Here is a 25,277-nt window from a genome sequence, read left to right on the forward strand (position 1 = left end):
CTAGACGTGACCGTACGCATCGAGCGGATCGAAGGGCTGGACGGCGACCGCCGCGCCGCGATCACCGCGCCCTTCGCCGAGGCCGCGACCGTCAAGCGTTTCAGCTTCTCGCCGCACCATCTGACGCTGGCGCTGACCGACGAGCACGGCATCGACGGCGGGCTGATCGCCCAGCTCTACTGGGACTGGATGCATGTCGAGATCCTCGCCGTGCCGGAGCGCTGGCGCGGCCAGGGTCTCGGCCGGGCGCTGCTCAAGGAGGCCGAAGCCGTCGCGGCGGCGGCGGGCTGCACCGGCGCCTGGGTCGACACCTATTCCTTCCAGTCGCCGGGCTTTTACGAAAAGATGGGCTACGCCGTCTTCGGGCGCCTGCCGAACTATCCGAAGGGCGAAGAGCGGATCTTCTTCGCCAAGCAGCTCGCACCGGCTTCCGACTGAACAGGGGAGGGACTTCATGAGCGAGACCGAACGCACCCGCATCACCGACGGCATGAGCGAGGCCGAGCTCGACGCCCGCCACGCCGAGAAGATGAAGAAGAAGAAGGCGGCGCGCGACAAGATCCTCGCCACCAAGACGGTCGAGAAGGGCCTGCTGATCGTCCACACCGGCAAGGGCAAGGGCAAGTCCACCGCCGCCTTCGGCCTGGTCTTCCGGGCCCTCGGCAACGGCATGAAGGTCGCCATCGTGCAGTTCGTGAAGGGCAAGTGGGAGACCGGCGAGCGCAAGGTGCTGGAGAAATTCCCCGACCAGGTGACGATGACCGCGATGGGCGACGGCTTCACCTGGGAAACCCAGGACCGCCAGCGCGACATCGCCGCCGCCCGCGCCGCCTGGGACCGCGCCAAGGCGCTGATCATGGACGAGGAGCACGACCTGGTGCTGCTCGACGAGCTCAACATCGTCCTGCGCTACGACTATCTCGACATCGCCGAGGTGGTCGAGTTCCTGAAGGGCAAGCCGGCGATGAAGCACGTCGTCGTCACTGGCCGCAACGCCAAGGACGAGCTGATCGAGATCGCCGACCTCGTCACCGAGATGGAAATGATCAAGCACCCGTTCCGGTCGGGGGTGAAGGCGCAGCGGGGGATCGAGTTTTAGGGGGCCGCGGCGAAGAATACCCCTCTCTTGCGATTTCTATCGTTTAGCACCTACGGCGCTAAGCCGATGAAATCGCTTTCTCCCCCTCAAGGGGGGAGAGGGGCGCCCGGGCAACCGCCGTTTGCGAGGCGTCAGCGATGATCCACCTCTCTCCCCTTGAGGGAGAGAAAGCCTTTTCGCGGTCTTGGGCCGAGGCTTGCCGAGGACCAAGTCGCAGAAAAGGCAAGAGAGGGGTGCGGGAGCGTTGCTGGCGGGCGGGGCGGACGGCGGCGGAGAAGCATACCCCTCTCTTGCGATTTCTATCGTTTAGCGCCTTCGGCCCCAAGTCGATGAAATCGCTTTCTCCCCCTCAAGGGGGGAGAGGGCGACGGTTGCAGCGAATGCGAGATGCGGCGTAGGTTCGGCGACCAAATCTTCGGTCTGCGCATCATGTCGCCGCATCGTCTCGTTCCGTCCCGACACCGACGTTTTGCCAGGGCCATGCGGGCCGACCCGACGGAGGCCGAGCGCCGGTTTTGGCATCTTGTCCGCGCGGGAAGGCTCGGGGGTCTGAAGTTTCGGCGCCAGTTGCCGATGCTGGGCTTCATCGCCGATTTCGTCTGCGCGGAAGCGCGGCTGGTGGTCGAGCTGGACGGGTGGCAGCATGGGGGAACGCCGGAGGGCGCGGCGAAAGACGCCAGGCGCGATGTCGCATTTGCCGAGGCCGGGTATCTGATCCTGCGGTTCGACAATGAGGCAGTGCTAGCCGACATCGATGCGGTGGCGGGCAGGGTTCTTGCGGTCGCACGGGAGCGGGTAGGAAGGGGCGCGGAGGCGTAGGCGTAGGCGGCTGCGCGGTCACCCCTCTCTTGCGATTTCTATCGTTTAGCGCCTTCGGCACTAAGCCGATGAAATCGCTTTCTCCCCCTCAAGGGGGGAGAGGGGAGCCTGGGCGATTGATGTTTGCGGAAGCGTCGGCGCTAAGCCACTCTCTCTCCCCTTGAGGGAGAGAGAGCCTTTTCGCGGTCTTGGCCCGAGGCGTGCCGAGGGCCAAGTCGCAGAAAAGGCAAGAGAGGGGTGAGGGTGCGTTAATGGCGGGCGGGGCGCGTCGCGGAGAAGCATACCCCTCTCTTGCAATTTCTATCGCTTGGCGCCTTCGGCACTAAGCCGATGAAATCGCTTTCTTCCCCTCAAGGGGAGAGAGGGGCGCGCTTCCTTCCGTAACGGCCCGCCAAGAAAAACGCGCGCAGCTCGGCAAGACGCGGTAGAAGCGCTCCATCCCCGTAGTGAGCAGTGCCCCATGCCCTTCAGCGATCCGCACCATCCCTTGTCCAAGCCGGAAAACCTGCGCCGCGCCATCCACGCGGCGGGGGTGGCGCTGTGGTCGTGGACGGTGGCGGACGACCATTTCGCCATGGACAAGCGGGCCTTCGAGCTCTGGGGGCTGGACGCGGTCGGCCAGGTCCGGTTCGAGGACCTGTCGGCGCATATCCATCCGGCCGATCGCGACCGGGTGCGCCGCCTTCACCGCGACGCGCGGCATCGTCGGGCCCTACGAGATCGATTTCCGTATCATGGTGGGCGAGGAGATCCGCTGGATCTCGGCGCGCGGCCTCGGCGACGACGCGGCGCTGCACAACGGCCAGATGTTCGGCATCTTCCTCGACGTCACCGGGCGCAAGCAGGCCGAGGAGGGCCACGAGCTGCTCGCCGGCGAGATGAGCCACCGGGTCAAGAACCTTCTCGCCATCGCCTCCGGCCTCACCACCATCACCTCGCGCTCGACGACGACGGCCGAGGAAATGGCCAAGGAGCTGACCGGCCGGCTGGCGGCCTTGGGCCGCGCCCACGACCTGGTGCGCCCGCTGGCGAGCGGCCAGGGCACGGCGGCGCTGCTCGGCGACCTCCTGTCGGTGCTGCTGGCGCCCTACGAGGATCTCGGCGCCTTCAGCGGCCGCATCCGCGTCGCGGTGCCGCGCATGGGCGTCGGCGAGAAGGCCGCGACGACGCTGTCGCTGATCATCCACGAGCTCGCCACCAATTCGCTGAAATACGGCGCCCTGTCGACCGATACCGGCATTCTCGACCTCTCCGGCAGCACCGACGAGGAGGAGGTCACCCTGGTCTGGACCGAGCGGGGCGGCCCGTCCGCGGAAGCGCCGGAAAGCGCCGAGGGCTACGGCTCGAAGCTGGTGCGGCGCAGCGTCGCCGGCCAACTCGGCGGCACGATCGAGTACGACTGGTCCGACGAGGGCGTCGTCGTCAAGCTGGCGCTGAACGGCGAGCGCCTGGCGATCTAGGTCGGCGCCGTATCGGGGCGATGAGCGACCGGCCGCAGGAGCACGGTGCACCAGCCGGCGACCGCCGCGCCCCCTAAAAGTCGACCTGGACGCGCGCCAGCAGCGTGTCGACGCTGTTGCCCGCCGGCAGGCCCTCGCCGAACGACACGTCCGTGGCGCCGTCGATCTCGGTGCGGAAATAGTCGACGACGAGGCGGCTGTAACGGCTCGTCCACCAGTTGACGCCGAGGCCATAAGCGACGATCTCGCCGCCCGCCAGGCCGCCGCTGTCGAGGTTCAGATAGTCGAGGCGGCCGGCGATCTCCAGCGCGCCCCAGCCGCCGTCGAGGAAGGATGCGCCCTCGGCGAGGATCGGCCGGCCGAAATCGCCGGTGCCGGCCTGGTAGTTCCGCGCCGCGTTCCGGGTGACGAAATAGCTCGCCTCCAGGTAGCCGCCGTGGAACACCGGATCGTCGGCACGGCCGGCGGGCCCGTCGCCCATCAGCGACGAATCGGCCCGGACCAGGTCGACGCCGTATTCGGCCTGCATCGAGAACGGCCCGCGTACCATCGCTGCCTCGAGCCCGAGGAAGACGTCGCTGTCGCCGCGGAACGGCCGCGTGCCGAAGACGGTTGGCAGCGGCCCCGTGACGTTGCCGCCGTAGAAATCGTAGACTTCATCGGCCTCGCCGGTCTTGCGGTAGAAGGCCGAGGCGCCGAGATGGACGGCGCGCAGCGCTGTCGGGGCGATGTCGTCCGTATCGCCGTTGTAGACCGGCGCCCAGGTCGCGCGGCCGGCCACCAGCAGTCCGTCTTCCGGCCCGTCCTGGTTGACGTTGTTGCGGAAGATGCCGGCGGCAAGGCTGTAGTTCTCGCCGTCGCGGTCGATGCCCACCCCCAGCCGCCGCTCGAAGCCGAAGGCATCGGTGAACATCGGCCGCTCGGCGAAAGTGGTGAAGCGCGAACTCGTCTGCTCGGCGAGCGATGTCGGAGGCTTGAACTGGCCCAGCGAGACCGAAAACGGCAGGAGATCGCCGCCATAGGCGAGATAAGCGTTGGTGACCGTCCATTCCTCGCCGCTGAAATCGAGCTCGAATTCGTAGTCGATGTCGCGCAACAGGACGCCGTCGACGCCGATGCGCCCGCCGGACAGGTCGACATCGTCCGAGGGATAGGGATCGTCCGCCGGATCGAGCGAGATCCCGCCCAGCGACGATCCGGGTGCCAGAACCCGCCCGTCGGCGCCGACGGCGTCGAGATAGACGCGCCCCGTCGGCCGGATCGAGAACACCGTCTCGCCCGAGCCGTCGCGGACGAGGAGTTCGGGCACGCCTTGCCGCTCGAACGCGACGCCGCCCTGCGCCTGCGCGTCGCTGCAGGCAAGCAGCCCGGCAAGCGCGAAGACTGCTGCCGCAGGCGTCCGGCCTCGTGTCCCCATCGTGCGTCCCTCGTCCGGCTTCCGTCGCAGCCTTTATGCCACGGCCTCGGCTGCGGAGAGCCGTCGTGGGCGCATCTCAGCCCGAACGGCGCGTTTAAACGAGCCGGTGTTGCCTCGCGGCAGCATCACCGGTCGCGGGACGAGGGGACGGCGAGGGATCGGCAGAAATGACCGTGGTGCCGTCGCCAGCAGCCATCGTCGCCTTGTCCGGGTCTCGCCGCTGCGCTAGCCTTCGCGCAACGGCTCGGCCCGCGCCGCCTCCCTCCGATCCGGGGAAGTACTGCACGTACGGGGCAACGATCGCCGTCGAACCATCCGTTCGAGCGTCCGCATAAGGAGGGGTTGCGTGTCCGGCTCGTGATGGAGGTTTGGTGATGCGACTATCCGCGCCTGTCTACCAGCTGAAACGCCGGGCAAGGCTCCTTGCCCGCAACGAGACGATCACGCTCGCCGAAGCGCTGGATCGAGTTGCCCGCGATGAGGGCTTTGCGACCTGGAGCCTGCTGGCGTCCCGACTGGCGGCCGATCCGCCGGAAAAGCCCATGCTGTCGCAGCTGTCGGATGGCGATCTCCTGCTGCTCGGGGGGCGCCCGGGCCACGGCAAGACCTTGGCCGGCCTGCAGCTGCTGATCGATGCGGCGCGCGAGGGCAGGCGGGCCGTGTTCTTCACCCTCGAATACTCCGACCGCGAGACGCGGGCGCGCATCGGATCGCTGGAGGCTGGCGGCGGGGGCGTCGGAGACAGGCTGGAGATCGTCGCCGCCGATGACATCTGCGCGGACACCATCGTCCAACATCTCGCCGGGTCGCCCGCGGGCACCGTCGCCGTCGTCGACTATCTGCAGATTCTCGACCAGCAGCGGCAGAAGCCGGCGCTGTCGGACCAGATACGCACTCTCGCTGGCTTCTCCCGCGAGAGTGGGGCCATACTGGCGTTCATCGCGCAGATCGACCGATCCTTCGACCCCGAACGCAGCCCCATGCCGGGCATCGGCGACATCCGCCTGCCCAACGCGGTCGATCTCGGCAGCTTCTCGAAAGCCTGCTTCCTGCACGGCGGAGCCGTCCGATGGCAGGCCATCGCCTGAGGCTTTCGGGTGCTTCTCAGCGCCCTTCCGGGCGGGCGGGCGGGTACAGGTCCTGGACCGTGCCGGTGAGGATGGCGCCGCGCATCGCGCGGATCGCCTCGGCGGCGCTGGCGCGGTGGAGGCGGACGTCGGATTCGGTGCCGAGACCGGTGAGGTCCATCGGCGCAAAGCTGCGCGCCATCGACCAGTCGGGAAAGGCCCGCTCGCTCGCTGTGTGCATGGCAAGGAGCTGCATTTGCCGGTGACGCAGATCGTGGCAGATGCGCTCGAATATGGCTTCGAGCGGCGCTAGCGGGCCTTCCAGCGCCTGGACGAAGATGCCGGAGGAGAACACCAGCGATCCGGTAATGCCGGCGGCGGCGTTGGCCTCCCGCGCGGCCGCGACGATGCCGTCGACGACGGCGTCGACGGTCTGGCGCGAGCCGGCGATCGACGCCTCGCTGCGGTAGAGCAGCCGGTGGAGCGTGTTCATGCCGTCAGCCCGTGCGGCAGCGTCACGGAGAACATCGCCCGGATGACCGCCGCGGGAACAGGCCGGCTGATCAGGTAGCCCTGGATCTGGTCGCAGCCCTGCGTCGCCGCGAAGGCGCGCTGCGCCTCGGTCTCGACGCCCTCCATCGTCACGGTCATGCCGAGCCGGCGGCCGAGCATCGCGACGGCCTCCACGATGGCGACGCTGTCGCGATCCTCGGGAATGTTCTGGACGAAGGAACGGTCGATCTTCAGCTTGTCGAAGGGGAAGCGCCGCAGATAGCTGAGCGAGGAATAGCCGGTGCCGAAATCGTCCATCGAGATGCGGATGCCGGCCGCCTGCAGCGTGCGCAGATTGCCGTAGGTCGTCTCGTCGTCGGCGATGATGGCGCTTTCGGTGATCTCGAGCTCCAGCCGGTGGGCGGCTAGCCCCGAGGCCTCGACGATGGCCAGCACCGTCGCCGCGAGGTTGCGGTCGCGCAGCTGCATCGGCGAGAGGTTGACGGCGACCGAGAGGTCGTCGGCCCAGTTGCAGGCCTCGGTGCAGGCCGTGTGCAGCACCCATTCGCCGACAGCGCCGATCAGGCCGATCTCCTCGGCCAGCGGAATGAAGTGATCGGGCGGCACCATGCCCCGCTCGGGGTGGTTCCAGCGCACCAGCGCCTCGGCCCCCTGGAACAACCCGGTCCGCGGATCGGTCTGCGGCTGGTAGTGGGCGACGAGTTCGCCGCGCGCCAGCACCTGCCGCAGCTCGGTTTCGAGGATCTGGCGCTGCCGCGCCTCCTCGTTCATCGCCGGCTCGAAGAAGCGATGGCGATTGCCGCCATCTCCCTTGGCGCCCGACAGCGCGAGATCAGCATTGTGCGTCAGCGCCTCGGCATCGGCGCCGTCCTCGGGGGCGATGACGATGCCGACGCTGGCGGTGATGTCGATGGCGCGGCCGTCGATGAGGAAGGGACGGGACAACAGCTCGACGACGTCCCGGACGGCCGCCTCGGCGCTGCCCGCGCCGCCCTCGACGAGCAGCGCGAATTCGTCGGCGCCGAGCCGTCCGGCGAGGCTCGCCCCTTTGGCGACGGCGCCGAGCCGCGAGCCGACGCGGCGCAAAAGCGCGTCGCCGACGACATGGCCGAGCGTGTCGTTGACCCATTTGAAACGGTCGATGTCGATCGCGAGGACGGCGAAGGGCCGGCGGTCATGGCGGCAGGTCTTCGCCCGCTCATCCAAGAGGTCGACGAAGCGCGGGCGGTTCGGCAGGCCGGTGAGCGGGTCGAAGAAGGCGAGCTTGCGCAGCCGTGATTCCGTCCGCAACCGCTCGCGCTGGTCGCGGAAGGCGAGGACGGTCTGCGGCCTTGTGCCGAGCGTCACCACGCTCTGCAGCACCCGGACCGGCACGACGACGCCGTTGGCGCCGTGAAGGCTTGCCTCGACTTCCTCACGGTCCGCCAGGTCGGCGATGGCGAGATCCGGCAGCAACTCGGCGACCGGGCGCCCGACGAGGTCGCCGGCCGTGTAGCCCGACAGCTTGGCGAGGCTGTCGTTGGCCGTCACGATCACCCCGTCATCGCAGATGGTTAGGCCCTCGAGGGCGATGTTGGCGAGTTCGTGCAGCCGCTGCCGGTCGCGGCGATGGCGCGCCGCCGCCGCGATGGCGAAGCGCAGCCCGAACAGCGCGAGGACGACCAGGCTGAATGCGACGGCGCCGACGATGGGCGCGACGACCGCCGGCGAGAGCGAATGGGCCGGCAGGGCGACAAGCGGGTCGAACGTCAGCTGCAGCGCCGACATGCCGCCGATGTGCAGCAAGGCGATGGCGAGGATCAGCAGCGGCACGCCGAGGGGCCGCAGGCCCTGGCTGCGCTCGCCGGCGACGACGACCGCCGCGCCGAAGACGATCAGGCTGACGGCGATCGATCCCGCGACCATGCCAGGATCGAAGGCGACGTGTCCCCGGACGACGTAGGAGGCCTGGCCGATGTAATGCAACGCGACGATCCCGAGGCCGATCACCACGCCGGCGCGGAACCGCCGCAGCCGGCCACGCCGGCCGATCGACATCAGCATGCCGAGGGCGATGCCGACGATCGCGGCGAGCAGCGACAGGGTCATCAGGACCGGCTCGAACGCCGCCGGCATGCCTGGCCGGAAGGCCAGCAGCGCGATCATGTGCGTCGCCCAGGCCGTGCAACCCGCCGCGACGATGCTGACGACGACCCAGTTGCGCTGATGGGTGCCCTTGGAGCGGCCGGCATGCTGGGCGATGGAGAAGGAGGCATAGACGCCGACGAGGCAGACGAAACCCGCCAGCGTCAGCAGACGCGGGTCGTGCAGTTCCTGAAGACAGGTCAGAACCGTCTGCATGCAAAGCCTCCTTGGCCCTGCCGACGCTGTAGCACTTCCCGCGAGGAATCGGTTAGTCGAGCGAGCAATTGTGCGGCATGCCGCCTGAGGAGCCGGAATGCGATCCAGCCGATCGGGCAGAAGCGCGCCGCGGGCCTCGACAAGTGGCGAATGTCGCCCGCCGGCAGCGAAGCTGCTCGAGCTTACCGGATCGACGCCCGGACGAACTGTCCCCTTATGTCGATCGCGGGTTTCGCCCCCGGCGTGTTCGCCAGAGCGCTGTCGACCATCGAGGCGGCGGCCGTCACCGTATAGCTGATCGCGGTTCCGGCGACGAAGGCGAGGTCGACGTCCAGCGCCTCGGCGTCGATGCTGACGGTCTCGCTCTGCCGTGTCTTGTCGAAGGTGAGATGCGAGCGGAGCGCCTTGCTCTTCAGCGCGATTTCCGCCGCATGCCCGTCCAGTGCGAAATCCGCCGCCTCGTTGTCCAGCGTGACGGTGGAGAAATCACCGGTCAGCTTCACCTGCGAGGCTGCCTGCGCCACGGAGACCGACGCCTGCGGCCGGACGGTGGCGATCAGTTCCACCGTGCAGTCGGACAGGTCGAACCAGGACGACGAGGTGACGTCGACGACGAGGGTCGTGCCGTCGAGGCGCATGCGGCTCGACGGCCGGCAGTCTGCGGTGGACCAGCTCGAATACCAGCGGGCGAACCAGCCGGTGCGCCGTCCGGCAAGCGTCGCCACGAAGGGCCCGTCGGGAGCGGTTTTCAGGTCGATCACGCTGGCATCGCCGGTGACCGCGATCGCGGTGACGCTCGAGACGTCGAGGCTCTGGCGGCCATCGTCCCCGGCGAGGGCGAAGGGCGTGGCGGCAAGGAGGACGGCAATGGTGAGGGCGGTTTTCATGGCGAGGCTCCTGTCTTCGCGGTTGGCTCTCGCGATGGGAGCAAAGCGCCGCGCTGCCGGCGACCTCGATCCTGATCAGGGTCGACCTCCGTCGGGAAAAAGGTCAAGCTTGCGCAACCTTCACCCGGGTGACCTCGTCCGATCATGATCTTTGTGCCGTTGCCTTTCGTCGTGTCGGTCCTTCTGGTCACGATCCTTGCGCAATCGCTGCGGCGGGGCGACGCGCCGAGGCTCTTCCTCCTGCTGATCGCGGCCTATGCGGTGCAGTCGGTGCTGATCGGACTGCGCTGGGGCTACGATCTACGGGAGGTGCGGCCGCTGATGGCACTGCTGGCGACGCTGATCGCGCCACTGGCGTGGCTGAGTTTCCGGAGCCTCGCCGAAGAAGGACGGACAACCACGCTGCGGCGCTTCTGGCCGCATTGCCTGCCGGCCATCGCCGTCGTCGGCCTGATGCTGGCCTGGCCGGATCCGGTCGGGCTGCTGATCATCGCGGTATTTCTCTTCTACGGCGTCGCGCTGCTGTGGCTCGCCCGTCTCGGCCCCGACGGGCTCGTCGCGTCCCGCCTCGACGGCGCCCTGCGCTCCCATCGGGCGCTGCAGGTCACCGGCCTGGCGCTGCTCGGCTCGGCCATCATCGATATTCTCGTCAGCGCGGATCTTGCATGGAATGGCGGCGCGCATTCCGGCGCGGTGATCTCGGTGGCGAACGTCCTCGCCTTACTCGTCCTCGGTTATGCCGCCTCGATCGCCGGCGCCAGTTCGGTGGCGGAAGAACCGACCGGCCGCTCTGCGCCGATCGAACCCGATAGTCGGCCGACGCCGGAAGACCGAGCGGTCGCCGCGGCGATCGAGGCGCTGATGCGGGACAGCGAGGCCTTTCGCGACACCGAGCTCAATCTGGGCCGCATCGCCCGCCGGCTGAAGCTTCCGGCGCGGGATGTGTCCCGGGCGGTCAACCGCAGCTTCGGCATGAGCGTCTCGCAATACGTCAACGACTACCGGGTGAAGTCCGCCTGCCAACTCCTGGCGGAAGCCGACGAGCCGGTCACAAAGATCATGTTCGATGCCGGCTTCCTCACGAAGTCGAACTTCAACCGGGAGTTCCTGCGGGTGACCGGGCTCAACCCGACGGCCTGGCGGCAGCAGCATCGAGAACGCGGAACTGGCTCAGTGAGCGGAACCGCTGGTCCTGCGCAGCTTCGGCCGGTGTCGCGCTGACGGGCCGTTCAAAGCTGCGCCTCGATGGCGGCCTTGTCCACGATCGACCAGACCGAGACGATCTTCGAGCCGGCGAATTCGTAGAAGACGTTCTCAGCGAAGCTCAAACGACGCCCGTCGACGGCAAGGCCGAGGAATTCCCCCTTCGGCGTACAGTCGAAGGCGAGGCGGGCGGCAAGGCGCGGCGGCTCGCAGACCAGCATTTCCGCCGTGAAGCGAAGATCCGGAATGGCCGCGAAATCCTTCTCGAGCATGTCCCGATAGCCGGCGAGCCCGAAGGGACGGCCGTTGTGCGTGACCGCGTCGTCGACATGCTGCCCGAGCGCCGCCCAGTCCTGGCGGTTGAGGCAGTCGAGATAGGTTTGGTAGAGCGCGGCAAGCTGCTCGGGGGTCATAAGGCGGGTCTCCTCGGGAATGGTCTGCGGCCGCTTGAGCTGGGAGTGGCCGGCGCAGTCGATGGCTGGATATGCCTTTCGGCTCTAGGTGCCCTGCGGCCGCTCCGCCGGCTCTGTGGCAGTGCGCGCGGCTCGGCGCGGCCCGGACAGGACGAGAATCCCGGCGGCGATGATCAGCCCCATGCCCAGGAAGGCGAGCGCGTCGAGGCGCTCGCCGAAGGCGGTGACGCCCCACAGGGCGGCAAACAGCAGATAGGCGTAGTCGAACGTGCCGATGATGGCCGGCGGCGCGGACTGGTAGGCTCGTGCCACGCCGATCGCGACGACCACCATGGCGCAGCCAAGCGCGAGCATCAGCAGCCAGTCGGCGCCATGCATCGGCGCCCATGGGCCGAAAAGGAACGGGTTGGCCGCGGGCTCCGGAAGCAATGCCGCAACGATCCCGCGGCCACGCCCGTCGCCAGCAGGCACCCGTGCAGCGACAGCGCCAGCACCCGGGCGCTCTCGTCGGCGCAGCGCATCGAGGTGACCATGGCGGCGAGCGCGTAGAAGAGCGCCGCGAGGATCGGCAGCAGCATCCAGGCGGAGAAATCGGCGCCGGTCGGGCGCAGGATCACGAGGACGCCGAGAAAGCCGATCGCGATGCCGGCGAGACCCCGCCACCCGATCCGGTCTCCGGTCAGGAAGGTCGACAGCGCGGCGATGAACAGCGGCGTGGTGTAGAGGGCGGTCGCGGCGAGTGAAAGGTTCATGTGCGGAAGCGCCGCGTAGTAGGCGATCCACATGGCAGTCAGCAACAGACTGCGCAGAAGCGCCCAGGGCCGCAGCATGCCGGACGCCCTGCCGATGCCGTCCGGCACCAGAAGCCCCAGCAGGATCGGCACGGCGAACAGCGAGCGGGCGACATAGATCTGCCAGAGCGGGAAGTCGGCCGAGACGGCCTTGACCACCGCGTCGGCGCCGGAAAGCAGGAACACCGACAGGAGGATGAGGCCGATGCCCAGGCCGAGCTGGCTGGTTCGAATCCTCTGCATCCGTCGTCTCCTGCCGTTTTCGGCAGAGACGTATCATGCGCGACGGAGCGTCAAGGCTTGAAGGACCTGACGCTCCGTTCGTCAGTTTTCAGGCGACGGCGGCTTCCCGGAAGGAGACCAGCCGCTTGGCCTTCTCGTCCCAGAGCACGAGCTTGACGCAGGCGAGGCTTTCCCAGAGCGTGATGCGGCCGATGTCGCGCAGTTCCGGGTGGTTCTTGAGGACTTCGGGCAGCCGGTAGAACGGCACCGTGCTCGACAGGTGATGCACGTGGTGGATGCCGATATTGCCGGTGAACCAGCGCAGCACCGCCGGCAGGTCGTAATGCGACGAGCCGTGCAGGGCGGCGTGCTGGAAATTCCACTCCTCGCCTTCCGACCAGTGCGTCTCCTCGAACTGGTGCTGCACGTAGAACAGCCAGACGCCCAGCGTCGCCGCCATCAGCGTGATCGGCAGCTGCACGGCGAGGAACGGCACGAGGCCGACGGTCCAGATCAGCGACGCCGCGATGATCGCGATGCCGAGATTGGTCGCCAGCGTCGACGTCCAGGGCTGGATGCCGCCGCGCATCAGGCCGATCGGCAGGCGGTACTGGCAGACGAACAGATAGGCCGGGCCGACGCCGAACATCACGACGGGATGGCGATAGAGCCGGTAGCGGGCGCGGCCCCACCAGGAAAGCGCCTTGTACTCGCCGACGGTCAGCGTATCGACGTCGCCGATGCCGCGCTGGTCGAGATTGCCGGTGGTCGCGTGATGCACGGCATGGGTGCGGCGCCAGTAGTCGTAGGGCGTCAGGGTCAGGACGCCGAGCAGCCGGCCGGTCCAGTCATTGGCGCTGCGACGGGCGAACAGGGCGCCGTGGCCGCAATCGTGCTGCAACATGAATAGCCGGACCAGGAGGCCGGCGGCGGGCACCGTCAGGATCAGGCCCCAGTAATGGCCGTTGACGAAGGCGAAGGCTGCCAGCGCCCAGAGAATGACGAAGGGGATGATCGTGATCGCGATCTCGATCGCGCTGCGGCGCGTATCGGGCTTGCGGTACCCGGCGAGGACGCGGGTCCACGGAAGTGGTTTGGTGGCGGCAGGAACTGCCCTGGTAGTGTCGATCGAGGCCAAGGTGGTGTCCATGCCATGAAGAGAAGATACCGGGGCGCAGTAGCATCCTCGGTGCGGGGTCGATAGTCACAGTTTGGTAAGGTGCACTTCCTGCGTTGGCGCCTGACCGACGCTCGCCATGCAAAAGGGATAACCGCGGACGCAGCGCTATGTTCCCGCAACGAATACACAATCGACATGTCGCTGACGTGAACGAAAAGGGCAAAGCGCCAGTCGGCCGGCAGGGAAGGGGATCGCTGCCGGCTCGCCCGGGATGATCGGAGAGCGCTGCGGCCGCATGCCGCAGCGCCCTGTCCGTCATTAATGCTCCCGCACCCCTCTCTTGCCTTTTCTGCGACTTGGGTCCTCGGCAAGCCTCGGCCCAAGACCGCGAAAAGGCTTTCTTTCCCTCAAGGGGAGAGAGGGCGGCTTGGCGCTGACGCCTCGCAAACGGCGGTCGCCCGGGCCCCCTCTCCCCCCTTGAGGGGGAGAAAGCGATTTCATCGGCTTAGTGCCGAAGGCGCTAAACGATAGAAATCGCAAGAGAGGGGTATTCTTCTCCGCCGCCCGAAGCGTCCGCCGTCGACGCTCCCGCACCCCTCTCTTGCCTTTTCTGCGACTTGGGTCCTCGGCAAGCCTCGGCCCAAGATCGCGAAAAGGCTTTCTCTCCCTCAAGGGGAGAGAGGGTGGATCATCTCAGATGCCTCGGCCAAAGCGTCGCCGCTCTCGACGGCCTCTCACCCCTTGAGGGCAAGAGAGGGGGTTGGCTTCCGCAACGCTCCCTTTGGCCTATGGGATCAGCCGGTCGGCCCGCAGCCGCTCGAAGAGGTCGAAGAACGCGTCGTCGGTCGGCTGGTAGGCGGTGAAGCCCATCCGCCGGCTCTTGCTCATGTCGGTGACAACCTCGATCGGCCGGCCAAGATCGGCGTCCGTATGCCACGGCGAGGAAAGACGCGACAGATCGGGTTCGGCGAGGTTTTCGCGCGCGGCGATCTGGCGCCAGAGCTGGTCGTCGCCCTGCATCTGGTCCGCCAGCGGGACGACCGTGCCGTCGAAGGGCGCCGGCTCAAGGCCGAACCAGGCGGCGATCTCAACCCACATCCATTTCCAGCGGAAGACGTCGCCGTTGACGACGTTGAAGTCCTCGTTCGCCGCTGCCGGCGTCGTCGCGGCCCACAGGAGATGCTGCGCCAGCTGGCTGGCGCTGGTCATGTCGGTCAGCCCCTCCCACTGCGCCGTCGAGCCCGGGAAGCGGAATGGCCGGCCGGTCTCGCGGCAGAGCGTCGCGTAGACCGCCAGCGTCGTGCCCATGTTCATGGCGTTGCCGACCGCCTTGCCGATAACGGTATGAGGGCGATGCACGCTCCAGGTGAAGCCATCGCGCGCCGCTGCGGCGAAGACCTCGTCCTCCTGCGCATAATAGAAATTGGCGACGTCGAGCCGGCCCTGTTCCTCGCGGAACGGCGTCTGCGGCAGCGCGCCCTTTCCATAGGCCTCGAAGGGGCCGAGATAATGCTTCAGCCCGGTGACCAGCGCGACGTGGCGGGCCTTGTCGGTGGGGCGGAGCCCGTCGAGCAGGTTCTTCACCATTGCGGCATTGACGCGGATGTTCTCCGCCTCGCTGTCCTGGCGCAGCCACGTCGTCAGGAACACCGCATCGGGATCGATGTCCGCCAGGGCCGCCGCCGTCCCGGCCGCATCCTGCAGATCGGCGACGACCGGGGTCACGCCATCCTGCTCGACCGGGCGCCGTGCCAGGCCATGCACGGTCCAGCCTTCCTGGACGAGAAGCGTCGCCGTCGCGCTGCCGATGATGCCGCTTGCACCCACTACGAGAGCCGTCTTGGCCATGTCTGTCTCCTTGATCGCTTGACGACGGAGCTAGGCGGCGGCCGCGCCATCCGCTAGACGGCACCAAACAGGGACCTAGCCACCTGGAGGTAACCACGTGCAACCCGGATCCGCCGAGGGCGAGTGGCGCGAGGACTGCGCGCCGCGCCGCGTGCTCGAAATCTTCGCCACCAAATGGACCAGCATGGTCCTGCACACGCTGCATGTCCGCCACGACGGCCGCGCCCGCACCGGCGTCCTGCAGCGCAGCCTGCCGGGCATCTCGAAGAAGATGCTGACCCAGACCTTGCGCGAGATGGAATCCAGCGGCCTCGTCACCCGGCATGTCGAGGGAACCGTGCCGCCGGCGGTGGAATACCGGCTGACCGACCTCGGCAATCGCTTCGTCGAGCCGGTCGAGTTGCTGTACGAATGGGGAAGACGGAACGCCGACGCGCTCGACCAGATGGGCAGCCGCACGACGGCGCGGCGGGTCTAGGATTGGCTTGTACCTGCACGATGGAAAAGTAAGCCGGAGAGTGTTCGGGCGTTCGGCAAGACCGACGCCTAGGCGCGCCTGCCCTCGGACGAGTCGGCTTTGGTGTCCCTGACGGGCGGCAGGCCGAACAGCCGCCCGTATTCCCGCGTGAACTGCGGGACGCTCTCGTAGCCGACCGCGTAGGCCGCTGCGCTGGCGGACACGCCTTCGGACATCATCAGCCGTCGCGCCTCGATCAGGCGAAGCTGTTTCTGGAACTGGAGAGGCGACAGCGAGGTCACAGCGCGGAAATGCTGGTGGAAGGAGGACGGTCCCATCCTGGCCTCTGCCGCCAGTTGCCGGATCGACAGCGGCTGGGCATATGCCGAGCGGATGACCGCCACGGACCGGGCGATCCGGGCCACATGACTGTCGGGTGTTCCGAGCTGGCGGATGGCCTGGCCGTGCCGGCCGGCCAGCAGCCAGTAATGCATCTCGCGCATGAGTTGCGCTTGCAGGATCGGCACCGAACGCGGTCGCTCGAGAAGCCGCATCAACCGAAGCGCCGCGTCGGCCACCTCCGCATCGGTCGGATCGACGCGCACCGCCGCGTCCTCGGACACGAGGACGGCTCTCATCTCCACCGCCAGCTCGGCAATCACCGTCCTGTCGAGTTCCATGACGAGCGAATAGTAGGGCGCGGCCGAGCTGGCCCGGGTGACCTGGCTGACCGTCGGGACATCGGCGGTTATCAGCAGCGACTCCCCCGCGGAGAACGCGAACTGCCTTGTGCCAAGGGTGACGGCCTTGCTGCCCTGGACGACGAGACAGACAAGCGGACGCGAGATGTCGTGCAGCAGGCCGCTGGGTCTCACGGCGCGGACGGTCGAAAGGCCGGCAATGGGCGTCGGAGCCATTCCCGTCTTGCTGCCATGGGTGTCGGCGTGATGCCGGATGGCGTCCAGAAGCGTGTTCATGCCCGGACGATAGGCGGAAGCGCATGTCGTTGCCTAGCCGTTCTGGAGTTTCAGGCAAGACTCCGCGAGCTTCAGGCAACAATAGCGAGGAGGCGGGGGCGATATCCGTCTCGGCGCACCAAGACGTGCCGATCCGGAAATTGCATCAGGGAAACCAGCCTATGGCAAAGATCACTCTCGTCACCGGCGGCAGCCGCGGCCTCGGCCGCAATACCGCCCTCAGCATCGCCCGTCAGGGCGGCGACGTCGTCATCACCTACCAGAGCCGCGCGGATGCTGCCGCGGCCGTTGTGGCGGAAATCCGCGCCCTTGGCCGGAATGCCATCGCCCTGCACCTCGATGCGGGGAAGGTATCCAGCTTCGCCGCTTTCGCCGAAAGCCTGAGGCAGGCGTTGCGAGAAACTTGGCAGCGCGACAGCTTCGACGCCCTCGTCAACAATGCCGGTCACGGCGACCATGCGCTGATCGCCGACACCACCGAGGAGCAGTTCGACAAGCTCGTCGACGTCCACTTCAAGGGCGTCTTCTTCCTGACCCAGACGCTGCTGCCGTTGCTGGCCGACGGCGGGCGCATCGTCAACCTGTCGTCCGGGCTCACGCGCGTCTCCGCCCCGGGATGGGCGGCCTACTCGGCCGTCAAGGGCGCCGTGGAAGTGCTGAGCCTCTACATGGCGAAGGAACTCGGCAGCCGGGGCATCGCCGTCAACACGGTGGCTCCGGGCGCGATCGAGACGGACTTCTTCGGCGGCGCCGTCCGCGACACGCCGGAGTTCAACAAGTACTTCGCCGAGATGACGGCGCTGGGCCGCGTCGGCGTGCCGGACGACATCGGCCCGATGATCGCCAGCCTCCTCTCCGAGGACAATCGCTGGGTCAATGCGCAGCGGATCGAGGTCTCCGGCGGCCAGGGAATCTAAGGCCGCGCAGATTGCCGGGCCGCATGTGCCGCTGGGCACGGTGCGGTCCCCTCGTCGTCCGACGTCGAAACCCCGGGGACGCTTGCGACAGCATCCGGGTCACCTTCCAGGAAACAGCCATGCCGAAAATGATCATCCATGCGCCCGAGGGCACTTTCGACGCGGTATCGCGCGAGAGACTCGCGACGGCGCTGACCGTCCATGGCCTCGCGTGCGAGGCGCTCCCAGACACGGCCTTCGTGCGCAGCACGGTTTGGGTCTACTTCAACGATTACCCGGCCGATGCGGTCTTCATGGGCGGCAAGCCGGCGACCGCGAAGATCATCAGCCTGGTGATCTATGTCTTGCAGGGCGGCCTCGACGCCGATGGCAGGAAAAGGCTGATCGCGGGTGCGACCGACCTGCTGGCAGAGCACGCGGGACTCACCGGCCGCATCCCCGCCTACGTCGTCATCCGGGAGGTGCCCGAAGCCGACTGGGGAATATTCGGGCAGCAGGGCGACCTCGCGGCTCTTCGTGCCACACCATGGGATGCACCGCCCCTCTGACGAGAACCGTTCGGCACGGAACGGTCCCCGGCGACGGGGGAGGTGCATCTCGACTGCGGTCCAGGCCAGCTTGAAAGTAAACGGCTAGGCGTGGCGAAGGGGCCGGGTCCCGACGCCGGACGTCTGTCGAGGAAAGGCACGGGGGGAAGAGGGAAAACGGCTGTGGCTTCACCAGCGGTTGCAAGTTGATAGTCGACTTGCGAAATAGCGCCATCAAGGACCGCCCTGCCTGCCGAGCCGCGCAGGCTGCTGGAGATGAGATGACCACCACCGCCGAGAGCCTGAAGCCGCTTCTCTGGGAACCGAAGAACCTGGTGCGCGCCGTGGAGGCGGCCGGGGTGACGCTCTGGTCGTGGAACGTCGACACCGACGCGCTGGCGATGGACGACCATGCCTACGATCTGTGGGGAATCCCGCGCGGCACCGACGTCAAGTTCGAGGATCTGTCGGCGCATATCCACCCGGCCGACCGCGACCGCGTGCGGGCGGCCTTCAACGCCACGCGGGCGATCGTCGGCGCCTACGAGATCGATTTCCGCATCATGATCGGCGACGAGCTGAAATGGATCTCGGCGCGCGGGCAGGGCGACGACGTCGGCATGGTCCGGCGGATCATGTTCGGCATCTTCATCGACGTCACAGGCCGCAAGCAGGCCGAGGAGGGGCGCGAGCTGCTCGCCGGCGAGATGAGCCACCGTGTCAAGAACCTCCTCGCCATCGCCTCCGGCCTTACCGCCATCACCTCGCGCTCGACCAAGACCACGGAGGACATGGCCCGCGAGCTGACACAGCGGCTGACGGCGCTCGGCCGGGCCCACGATCTCGTCCGGCCGATCGCCGGGCAGACCGAGGCGGCCTCCGCGCTGCTCGGCGATCTTTTGACCGTGCTGCTCGCGCCCTACGACGATCTCGGCGCCTTCAGCGGCCGCATCCGGGTCTCGGTGCCGCGCATGAGCGTCGGCGACTCGGCGACAACGATCCTCGCGCTGATCGTCCACGAACTCGCCACCAACTCGCTGAAATATGGCGCGCTGTCCGTCGATACCGGCACGCTCGACGTCTCCTGCTCGGCGCATGACGAGGCCGTCACGCTGGTCTGGACCGAGAGCGGCGGACCGAAGGTCTCGCCGCGCTCGGGCGTCGGCGGCTACGGCAGCAAGCTGATCGAGCGCAGCGTCGCCGGCCATCTGCGCGGCAAGATCGACTACAACTGGGCCGAAAGCGGCCTCATCGTGACGCTGAAGGTCGATCCCGCCCGCCTGGCCGAGTAGGCTGGCGGATCACCGCCCGGGACGGCCGCCGGTTTCCCCCGGCTTACGGCCTTGCTAGCATCGCCCGATGAACGAGACCCCGCCGAAACTGCTGTCCAGCGGCAACCCGCAGATCCCCAAGGGCGACGGCGATGGCCCCGTCCAGGCCTGGATCGCCGCTGCGCCCGGCTGGCAGGGCGACATCGGACGGCGCCTCGACCGGATCGTCGAGGACGTGTTTCCCGCCGTCCGCAAGGCGGTGAAGTGGAACACGCCGCTCTACGGCAAGGACGACGGCTGGTTCTTCGCCATGTATTGCTACCGGCGTTATGTGCAGCTGACCTTCATGCAGGGCACATCCCTCGATCCGGTGCCGCCGGTGGCCTCGAAGGTCGCGGGCACGCGCTATGTCAATATCCGCGAGGCGGACGAACTCGACGCGGCGCAGATCGCCGACTGGCTGCGCCAGGCGGTCCAACTGCCGGGCGTCAGGCTTTAGAGGGGAGTGCGACCATGCCGAGCATCGAGATCCTGGCGGCCTTCCTTCTGACGACGGCGGTGTTCGCCGTCATTCCGGGGCCGGCGATGCTCTATGCCGCGGCAAGGACCATGGCAGGCGGGCGCCGCGCCGGGATGATGGCGGTGCTCGGCCTGCATCTCGGCTGCTACGTCCACATCGCCGCCGCCGCAGGCGGGCTGTCGGTGCTGTTCCACGCCGTCCCCACGCTGTATCTCGCGGTCAAGCTCGCCGGCGCCGCCTATCTCGTCTGGCTCGGCATCCAGCTGTTCCGGACGGTCCCGGCCGACGAGGCGGACACGCCCCGCATGACGCCGCGCTCCGCCCGCCGCGCCTTCGCCGAGAGCGTCACGGTCGAGATCCTCAATCCCAAGACGGCGATCTTCTTCCTCGCCTTCCTGCCGCAATTCGTCGATGCCGGCGCCGCCTTTCCGCTCTGGCTGCAGCTGGCGCTGCTCGGCGTCGCGGTGAACGTCATGTTTTCGCTGACCGACATCGTCTGCGTCGCGCTGGCCGGGCTGGTGGTCGAGCGGCTGAAACGCTCCAGCCGCACGCAGCGCCTCGTCCGCCGCGCCGGCGGCGCGATCCTCGTCGGCCTCGGCACCCAGCTGGCGCTGCAGCGGGGCTGAAGCGGCAGGGGCCGGTCCGCGGCCGCGTCAGCGCTTGGCCGCGGCACCCGGTCGGTCCTGCTCGATCCGGGGCAGGAACCAGGCCAGCAGCCCGGCCAGCGGCAGGAACGAGCAGAAATGGTAGACGGCCTCGATGCCGTAGCGATCCGCCATGCCGCCGAGGATCGCCGCGGCGATGCCGCCGAGACCGAAATTCAGCCCGTAGAACAGCCCGCCGATGAGGCCGATGCGGTTGGGCAGCAGCTCCATCGCGTAGATCAGGATCGAGGCGAAGGCGCTCGCCATGATTAGGTTGATCGACACCGTCAGGACGCCCGTCCAGAACAGGTCGGCATAGGGCAGGATCAGGGTCAGCGGCAGCGGCCCGAGCACCGAGATCCAGATGATCCGGTAGCGCCCGATCCGGTCGCCGACGATGCCGCCGATCAGCGCGCCGGCCGCCGAGGCCATCAGGAAGACGAACAGCATCATCTGCGAGGCGGGGATCGACAGGCCGAAGCGCTCGATCAGGTAGAAGGTGTAGAACGAGCGGAAGCTCTCGCCATAGGCGTTCTTGGAGAACATCAGCAGCGTCAGGACGACGAGCCCGATGGCGATCGTCGACGTCGCGTGGCGCGGCAAATTCGCCTGATGGCCGGCGAGCGATTCCCTCACCGCCGCGAAATGAAGGCTGATCGCCGCCTGCTGCCGGCCGATCCAGGTCAGCAGCAGCATCGCCGAAAGCGCCGCCGCGGTGAACCAGGCAAGGCTCGGCTGGCCCAGCGGCACGATGATCAGCGCCGCGCAGACCGGGCCGAGCGCGCCGCCGGCCTGGCCGCCGACCTGGAACATGCCTTGCGCAAGGCCCTGCCGCCCGCCCGCCGCATAGCGCGCCATGCGCGTCGCCTCCGGGTGGAAGATCGACGAGCCGATGCCGATCAGCGCCACCGCGACGAGGATCGCCGCGTAGCTCGCCGCGAAGGCGAGGGCGATGAGGCCTGAGAGCGTGAACACCATGCCGATGACCGGCGAATAGGGCGCCGGGCGCCGGTCCGTGTAGACGCCGACCAGCGGCTGCAGCAGCGAGCCGGCGATCTGGAAGGTGAGGGTGATCAGGCCGATCTGCGCGAAGTCGAGATCGTAGCTGCGCTGGATGATCGGATAGATCGCAGGGATCAGCGACTGCATCAGGTCGTTGAGGAAATGCGCGACGCCGAGGATCGCGAGGACCGCCATATAGGTGCGGGGCTTCAGCGACTGGGCTGGGGCAGTGTTCATCTCGGACCGTCCGTCACGCATCCCGGCACCGATGCCGGGCGCAGTCGGCCTACGCCGAAGCGGCGGCGACTGCAAACCCTATGGCGGCCATACCTCTTGGCGGGCCGGGCGACGCGCCGGCCAGGCGCCGCCCGCCGACCGCGACCACCACGCGCCGCTCGCGCCCCCGCTATGCCTCGTGTCGGCTGTCGGATTCCCGGTCGCGCTCGTATTGCCGGGCGCCCGGCACCGGCGGCAGCCAGGCCTCGCGGCGGATCGTCCAGAGCTCGTAGGTCGGCGTCAGCTGGCTCGGCTCGTCCAATGCCCCGAGGCTCACCTCGATCTCGTCCTCGCTCCGCCCGAACACCGAGGCGCCGCAGCGCGGGCAGAAGCTGCGCCCGGCAAAGTCGCGCGTCTCGCCGCTGACCGTCACCGCCGCCTCGGGAAAGATCGCCGACGCGTTGAACACCGACCCGCTCAGCCTGCGGCAGTCGAGACAATGGCAGAGCCCCACCCGATAGGGCGCGCCGGTGGCGGTGATGCGGACGTCGCCACAGAGGCAGCCGCCGGTGAGTGGAGTCATGCTCATCCTCCCAAGAGGTTCAGGACGAACCGATGATGGCAGATTGCCGCGATCGCGCCACTCGCCTCGCCTGTCCCCGTGCCCTCGATCTGATGGCGAACCTCTCGCCAGACGATAAGCAGATTAGTACGCCTGCGGCCCCATCTTCCTCGGTCGGCACATCGAATTCGAGGCGGAGGGAACTGTGGCAACATTCGGGCGTTGGCCCTTGAGCATAAAGACGGAGAACCGCATGACGTCCGAAGCTTCCCCGACCGCGCACCGGCCTTTCGTGTTCTGGTGGACCATGTTCGTGGCCGCCGTGCTGGTGATCTTCGGACTGCCCCTTGCGGCCGGTGGATTGTGGCTGATCATGCTCGGCGGGTCCTGGTATTACCTGCCGGCGGGCATCGGGCTGCTGCTGACGGCTTGGTTCCTGTTCCGGTTGGAGCGGACGGCGGTCTGGATATATATCGTCACCTATCTCGCCACCATCGTCTGGGCGCTGTGGGAGGCGGGGCTGGATCCCTGGGCGCAGGTGCCGCGTCTGGTGGCGCCGACGGTCGTGCTGCTGCTGGTGTTGACGACGCTGCCGGCGCTGCGCAGTTCGGTTCGACGCCACCAGGGCGGCGTTGGTGCCACGGCCGCGGTCGTGATGGGTGTGCTCGGCGCCGTCGGTACTGCCGGCCACGGCATCGACAGCGCGGTCGCCCAGGAAGCCGAAGAGCCAGCCGCGCAACCGCAAGCGCCGGTCTCGCCGCCGGCCGCTGGAGCCGAGACTCCCGTGATCGTGCCCGACGCCACACCGGCAACCGCGGGCGAGCCCGCCGGGCCGGCGGGGACCACGGGCGCGCCCGACGGGCTCAATTCGGAGCGCGAGGCGGAAGGCACCGAAACCGCTCCCGTTCCCCCTGCGGAAGCTGCCGGTACGGCCGCGTCCGAACCCACCTATGTGAACATGGAGACCGGAACGGACTGGCCCGCCTATGGCGGAACCCACCACGCGCTGCGCTACTCGCCCCTGACGCAGATCACCAAGGACAATGTCGGGCAGCTCGAGAAGATCTGGGAGTTCCGCACCGGTGATCTGCCCGAGAACGACGAACCGTTCGGCAACCAGAATACCCCGGTCAAGGTCGGCGACCGCCTCTACCTGTGCTCGGCGCTGAACAAGATCAGCGCGCTGGATGCGGCCACCGGCGCCGAGTTCTGGACCTACGATCCGCAGACGCCGGTCGACGCGATCGGTTACAACGCCTCCTGCCGCGGCCTGGTCTATTTCGAGGATCCTACGGCCGAGCGCACCGATATCTGCGCGACGCGCGTCGTCAACCTCACCCACGATGCGCGCATGATCGCGCTCGATACCGAGACCGGGCAGCCGTGCCCCGACTTCGGCAATGCTGGCATCGTTAACCTGATGGAAGGAATCGGCGATACCGCGCCCGGCTTCTATGCTCCCACCTCGCCGCCGACACTGGTGCGTGACGTTCTGGTCGTGGGCAGCCAGGTCAGCGACGGGCAGACGCGGGAAGCGCCTTCCGGCGTCATCCGCGGCTACAACGCCGTCACGGGTGAACTTGACTGGGCCTGGGACATGGGGCGGCCGGGGGAAACCGGCCTGCCGCCGGAAGGAGAAATCTACACGCCCGGTACCCCGAACATGTGGACGATCGCCTCGGGCGACAGCGATCTGGGGCTCGTCTACATGCCTATGGGAAATTCGGCCGTCGACTACTGGGGCGGTGACCGCTCGGAAGCGGAAAACACCTATTCGACCGCCATCGTGGCCTTGGACGTGGAGACCGGCGAAGTCGCCTGGCACTACCAGACGGTCCATTACGACGTGTGGGACTACGATTTGGGCGGACAGGGGACCCTGGTGGATTTCCCCACGGCCGAGGGTGATGTGCCGGCGATCATCATGCCGTCCAAGCAGGCCCAGTTCTTCATCCTGAACCGGGAGACCGGCGAGCCGCTGGTCGAGATCGTGGAGCGGCCCGCGCCGCAGGGCGGCGTCGAGCCGGAGCGCCTGTCGCCGACGCAGCCTTACGTGACCGACTTCCCGAACCTGCTCAAGCCGACGATCTCGGAAGCCGACATGTGGGGGGCGACGCCGCTCGACCAGCTGTGGTGCCGCATCCAGTTCCGCCAGGCATCCTATGACGGCGTCTATACGCCGCCGACGGTTGATCGGCCGTGGATCCAATTCCCCGGATACAATGGCGGGGTCGACTGGGGTGGCGTGGCGGTCGATCCCGAGAAGCGCATCATGATCACCAACTACAACAACATGCCCAACTACAACCAGCTGGTTCCGCGGGAGGAAGTGGAGGAGCTGGGCGTCCTGCCGATCACCGACCCCAATTACGATCCCGACGTCGGTGGAGGATCACACGGTTCGCTCAGCCCGCAGGCGGAGACGCCCTACGGCATTCGCGTCAATGCCGGCTGGCGGGTACCGTTAACCGGTATGCTGTGCTCCGAGCCGCCCTATGGCGGGATCGCGGCGATCGACCTCGAGACGCGCGAGGTGCTCTGGGACCGCCCCTTCGGCACCGCCCGCAAGAACGGCCCCTTCGGCATCCCGTCGATGCTGCCGCTGGAGATCGGCACGCCCAACAATGGCGGCGGCGTGATCACGGCGTCGGGCCTGTTCTTCATCGGCGCGGCGACCGACGATCTCTTCCGCGCCATCGACGTGGAAACCGGCGAGCGGCTCTGGGATGTCGCCCTGCCGGCCGGGGGGCAGGCCACGCCGATGACCTACGAAGCGGGCGGGCGCCAGATCGTGGTGATCAATGCCGGCGGCCACGACTTCATGGAGACGCCGATCGGCGATTACTTCATCGCCTACGCCCTGCCGGCCGAGGGTGTCGGCGGCGAAGGGGAGGAGCAGCCGTAAGGGACGCGGCCGCGAAGGGGCTCAGAACGGCGCGCAGGGAAGACCACTCCTCCCAGGCTGGTGGGGCGCCTTCCGCGGCG

The 25,277-nt window shown here is 67.8% G+C and carries 24 protein-coding genes and 1 pseudogene; 13 read left to right on the forward strand and 12 right to left on the reverse strand.

Annotated features, from left to right (window positions below):
• Nucleotides 1-6: 6 nt before the first annotated feature.
• The 4 genes and pseudogenes from GTW51_RS13465 to GTW51_RS13480 all read left to right on the forward strand — a co-directional run bounded on the left by GTW51_RS13465 (nt 7) and on the right by GTW51_RS13480 (nt 3,378).
• Nucleotides 7-438 carry a GNAT family N-acetyltransferase gene (locus tag GTW51_RS13465; protein ID WP_163044462.1) on the forward strand — a complete coding sequence of 144 codons (432 nt, stop codon included), beginning with the start codon at nt 7-9 and terminating at the stop codon, nt 436-438.
• 52 nt (nt 439-490) lie between these two features.
• The gene (gene cobO / locus GTW51_RS13470) at nt 491-1,099 is read left to right on the forward strand and encodes a cob(I)yrinic acid a,c-diamide adenosyltransferase (protein ID WP_203566080.1); all 609 of its coding nucleotides are present in this window, start codon (nt 491-493) and stop codon (nt 1,097-1,099) included.
• 429 nt (nt 1,100-1,528) lie between these two features.
• Nucleotides 1,529-1,918, forward strand: coding sequence for an endonuclease domain-containing protein (locus GTW51_RS13475; protein WP_163044464.1), 390 nt, complete (start codon nt 1,529-1,531; stop codon nt 1,916-1,918).
• 460 nt (nt 1,919-2,378) lie between these two features.
• Nucleotides 2,379-3,378 (forward strand): annotated as a pseudogene (locus GTW51_RS13480) (sensor histidine kinase).
• A 73-nt stretch (nt 3,379-3,451) separates the two neighbouring features.
• Here GTW51_RS13480 and GTW51_RS13485 read toward each other — a convergent pair.
• Nucleotides 3,452-4,795, reverse strand: coding sequence for an OprO/OprP family phosphate-selective porin (locus tag GTW51_RS13485; protein WP_163044465.1), 1,344 nt, complete (start codon nt 4,793-4,795; stop codon nt 3,452-3,454).
• A gap of 374 nt (nt 4,796-5,169) precedes the next feature.
• On the opposite strand from GTW51_RS13485, the gene GTW51_RS13490 reads away from it, so the two are divergent.
• Nucleotides 5,170-5,883, forward strand: coding sequence for a DNA helicase (locus GTW51_RS13490; protein WP_163044466.1), 714 nt, complete (start codon nt 5,170-5,172; stop codon nt 5,881-5,883).
• Between the two features lie 16 nt (nt 5,884-5,899).
• Here GTW51_RS13490 and GTW51_RS13495 read toward each other — a convergent pair whose 3' ends face one another.
• The 3 genes from GTW51_RS13495 to GTW51_RS13505 form a co-directional block, all read right to left on the reverse strand.
• Nucleotides 5,900-6,355 carry a BLUF domain-containing protein gene (locus GTW51_RS13495; protein WP_163044467.1) on the reverse strand — a complete coding sequence of 152 codons (456 nt, stop codon included), beginning with the start codon at nt 6,353-6,355 and terminating at the stop codon, nt 5,900-5,902.
• The gene (locus tag GTW51_RS13500; protein WP_163044468.1) at nt 6,352-8,715 is read right to left on the reverse strand and encodes a bifunctional diguanylate cyclase/phosphodiesterase; all 2,364 of its coding nucleotides are present in this window, start codon (nt 8,713-8,715) and stop codon (nt 6,352-6,354) included. Before GTW51_RS13500 ends, GTW51_RS13495 begins: the two co-directional genes overlap by 4 nt.
• 182 nt (nt 8,716-8,897) lie before the next feature.
• Nucleotides 8,898-9,602, reverse strand: coding sequence for a hypothetical protein (locus tag GTW51_RS13505; RefSeq protein ID WP_163044469.1), 705 nt, complete (start codon nt 9,600-9,602; stop codon nt 8,898-8,900).
• A 144-nt stretch (nt 9,603-9,746) separates the two neighbouring features.
• Here GTW51_RS13505 and GTW51_RS13510 point away from each other — a divergent pair, with 144 nt between their 5' ends.
• Nucleotides 9,747-10,823 carry a helix-turn-helix domain-containing protein gene (locus GTW51_RS13510; protein ID WP_163044470.1) on the forward strand — a complete coding sequence of 359 codons (1,077 nt, stop codon included), beginning with the start codon at nt 9,747-9,749 and terminating at the stop codon, nt 10,821-10,823.
• A gap of 8 nt (nt 10,824-10,831) precedes the next feature.
• Here GTW51_RS13510 and GTW51_RS13515 read toward each other — a convergent pair whose 3' ends face one another.
• The 5 genes from GTW51_RS13515 to GTW51_RS13535 all read right to left on the reverse strand — a co-directional run bounded on the left by GTW51_RS13515 (nt 10,832) and on the right by GTW51_RS13535 (nt 15,199).
• A complete protein-coding gene (locus tag GTW51_RS13515; RefSeq protein WP_163044471.1) occupies nt 10,832-11,218 on the reverse strand; it encodes an ester cyclase in 387 nt (128 codons plus the stop codon).
• An 84-nt stretch (nt 11,219-11,302) separates the two neighbouring features.
• The gene (locus GTW51_RS13520; protein WP_163044472.1) at nt 11,303-11,596 is read right to left on the reverse strand and encodes a hypothetical protein; all 294 of its coding nucleotides are present in this window, start codon (nt 11,594-11,596) and stop codon (nt 11,303-11,305) included.
• The gene (locus tag GTW51_RS13525; RefSeq protein WP_163044473.1) at nt 11,572-12,252 is read right to left on the reverse strand and encodes a DMT family transporter; all 681 of its coding nucleotides are present in this window, start codon (nt 12,250-12,252) and stop codon (nt 11,572-11,574) included. Before GTW51_RS13525 ends, GTW51_RS13520 begins: the two co-directional genes overlap by 25 nt.
• A gap of 88 nt (nt 12,253-12,340) precedes the next feature.
• Nucleotides 12,341-13,369, reverse strand: a complete 1,029-nt coding sequence (locus GTW51_RS13530) for a fatty acid desaturase (RefSeq protein ID WP_246233093.1) — start codon at nt 13,367-13,369, stop codon at nt 12,341-12,343.
• Nucleotides 13,370-14,137: 768 nt separating this feature from the next.
• Complete coding sequence (locus tag GTW51_RS13535) at nt 14,138-15,199, reverse strand: SDR family oxidoreductase (RefSeq protein ID WP_163044475.1); 1,062 nt, start codon at nt 15,197-15,199, stop codon at nt 14,138-14,140.
• 97 nt (nt 15,200-15,296) lie between these two features.
• On the opposite strand from GTW51_RS13535, the gene GTW51_RS13540 reads away from it, so the two are divergent.
• Nucleotides 15,297-15,677 (forward strand): winged helix-turn-helix transcriptional regulator, encoded by a 381-nt coding sequence (locus GTW51_RS13540; RefSeq protein WP_163044476.1) that lies wholly within the window; start codon nt 15,297-15,299, stop codon nt 15,675-15,677.
• A gap of 68 nt (nt 15,678-15,745) precedes the next feature.
• On the opposite strand, the gene GTW51_RS13545 is transcribed toward GTW51_RS13540, so the two are convergent.
• On the reverse strand, nt 15,746-16,633 hold the full coding sequence (locus GTW51_RS13545; protein WP_163044477.1) for an AraC family transcriptional regulator: 888 nt from the start codon (nt 16,631-16,633) through the stop codon (nt 15,746-15,748).
• A gap of 161 nt (nt 16,634-16,794) precedes the next feature.
• Here GTW51_RS13545 and GTW51_RS13550 point away from each other — a divergent pair, with 161 nt between their 5' ends.
• The 5 genes from GTW51_RS13550 (at nt 16,795) to GTW51_RS13570 (ending at nt 20,494) form a co-directional block, all read left to right on the forward strand.
• Nucleotides 16,795-17,550 (forward strand): SDR family NAD(P)-dependent oxidoreductase, encoded by a 756-nt coding sequence (locus GTW51_RS13550; protein ID WP_163044478.1) that lies wholly within the window; start codon nt 16,795-16,797, stop codon nt 17,548-17,550.
• 119 nt (nt 17,551-17,669) lie between these two features.
• Nucleotides 17,670-18,098: a tautomerase family protein gene (locus tag GTW51_RS13555; RefSeq protein WP_163044479.1), complete on the forward strand. Its 429-nt coding sequence runs from the start codon at nt 17,670-17,672 to the stop codon at nt 18,096-18,098.
• Nucleotides 18,099-18,358: 260 nt separating this feature from the next.
• On the forward strand, nt 18,359-19,369 hold the full coding sequence (locus GTW51_RS13560) for a sensor histidine kinase (protein WP_163044480.1): 1,011 nt from the start codon (nt 18,359-18,361) through the stop codon (nt 19,367-19,369).
• Nucleotides 19,370-19,436: 67 nt separating this feature from the next.
• Nucleotides 19,437-19,847: a DUF1801 domain-containing protein gene (locus tag GTW51_RS13565; protein ID WP_163044481.1), complete on the forward strand. Its 411-nt coding sequence runs from the start codon at nt 19,437-19,439 to the stop codon at nt 19,845-19,847.
• A 14-nt stretch (nt 19,848-19,861) separates the two neighbouring features.
• Nucleotides 19,862-20,494 (forward strand): LysE family translocator, encoded by a 633-nt coding sequence (locus tag GTW51_RS13570; RefSeq protein ID WP_163044482.1) that lies wholly within the window; start codon nt 19,862-19,864, stop codon nt 20,492-20,494.
• A 27-nt stretch (nt 20,495-20,521) separates the two neighbouring features.
• Here the strand turns inward: GTW51_RS13570 and GTW51_RS13575 are convergent, their stop codons facing one another.
• Together GTW51_RS13575 and GTW51_RS13580 are read right to left on the reverse strand one after the other, a co-directional pair.
• Complete coding sequence (locus GTW51_RS13575) at nt 20,522-21,751, reverse strand: MFS transporter (RefSeq protein ID WP_163044483.1); 1,230 nt, start codon at nt 21,749-21,751, stop codon at nt 20,522-20,524.
• 169 nt (nt 21,752-21,920) lie between these two features.
• Nucleotides 21,921-22,313, reverse strand: a complete 393-nt coding sequence (locus GTW51_RS13580; RefSeq protein ID WP_163044484.1) for a GFA family protein — start codon at nt 22,311-22,313, stop codon at nt 21,921-21,923.
• Between the two features lie 232 nt (nt 22,314-22,545).
• On the opposite strand from GTW51_RS13580, the gene GTW51_RS13585 reads away from it, so the two are divergent.
• A complete protein-coding gene (locus GTW51_RS13585) occupies nt 22,546-25,197 on the forward strand; it encodes an outer membrane protein assembly factor BamB family protein (RefSeq protein WP_246233095.1) in 2,652 nt (883 codons plus the stop codon).
• Nucleotides 25,198-25,277: the final 80 nt, after the last annotated feature.

The sequence above is a fragment of the Aurantimonas aggregata genome (assembly GCF_010500835.1).
Taxonomy (GTDB): Bacteria; Pseudomonadota; Alphaproteobacteria; order Rhizobiales; family Rhizobiaceae; genus Aurantimonas; species Aurantimonas aggregata.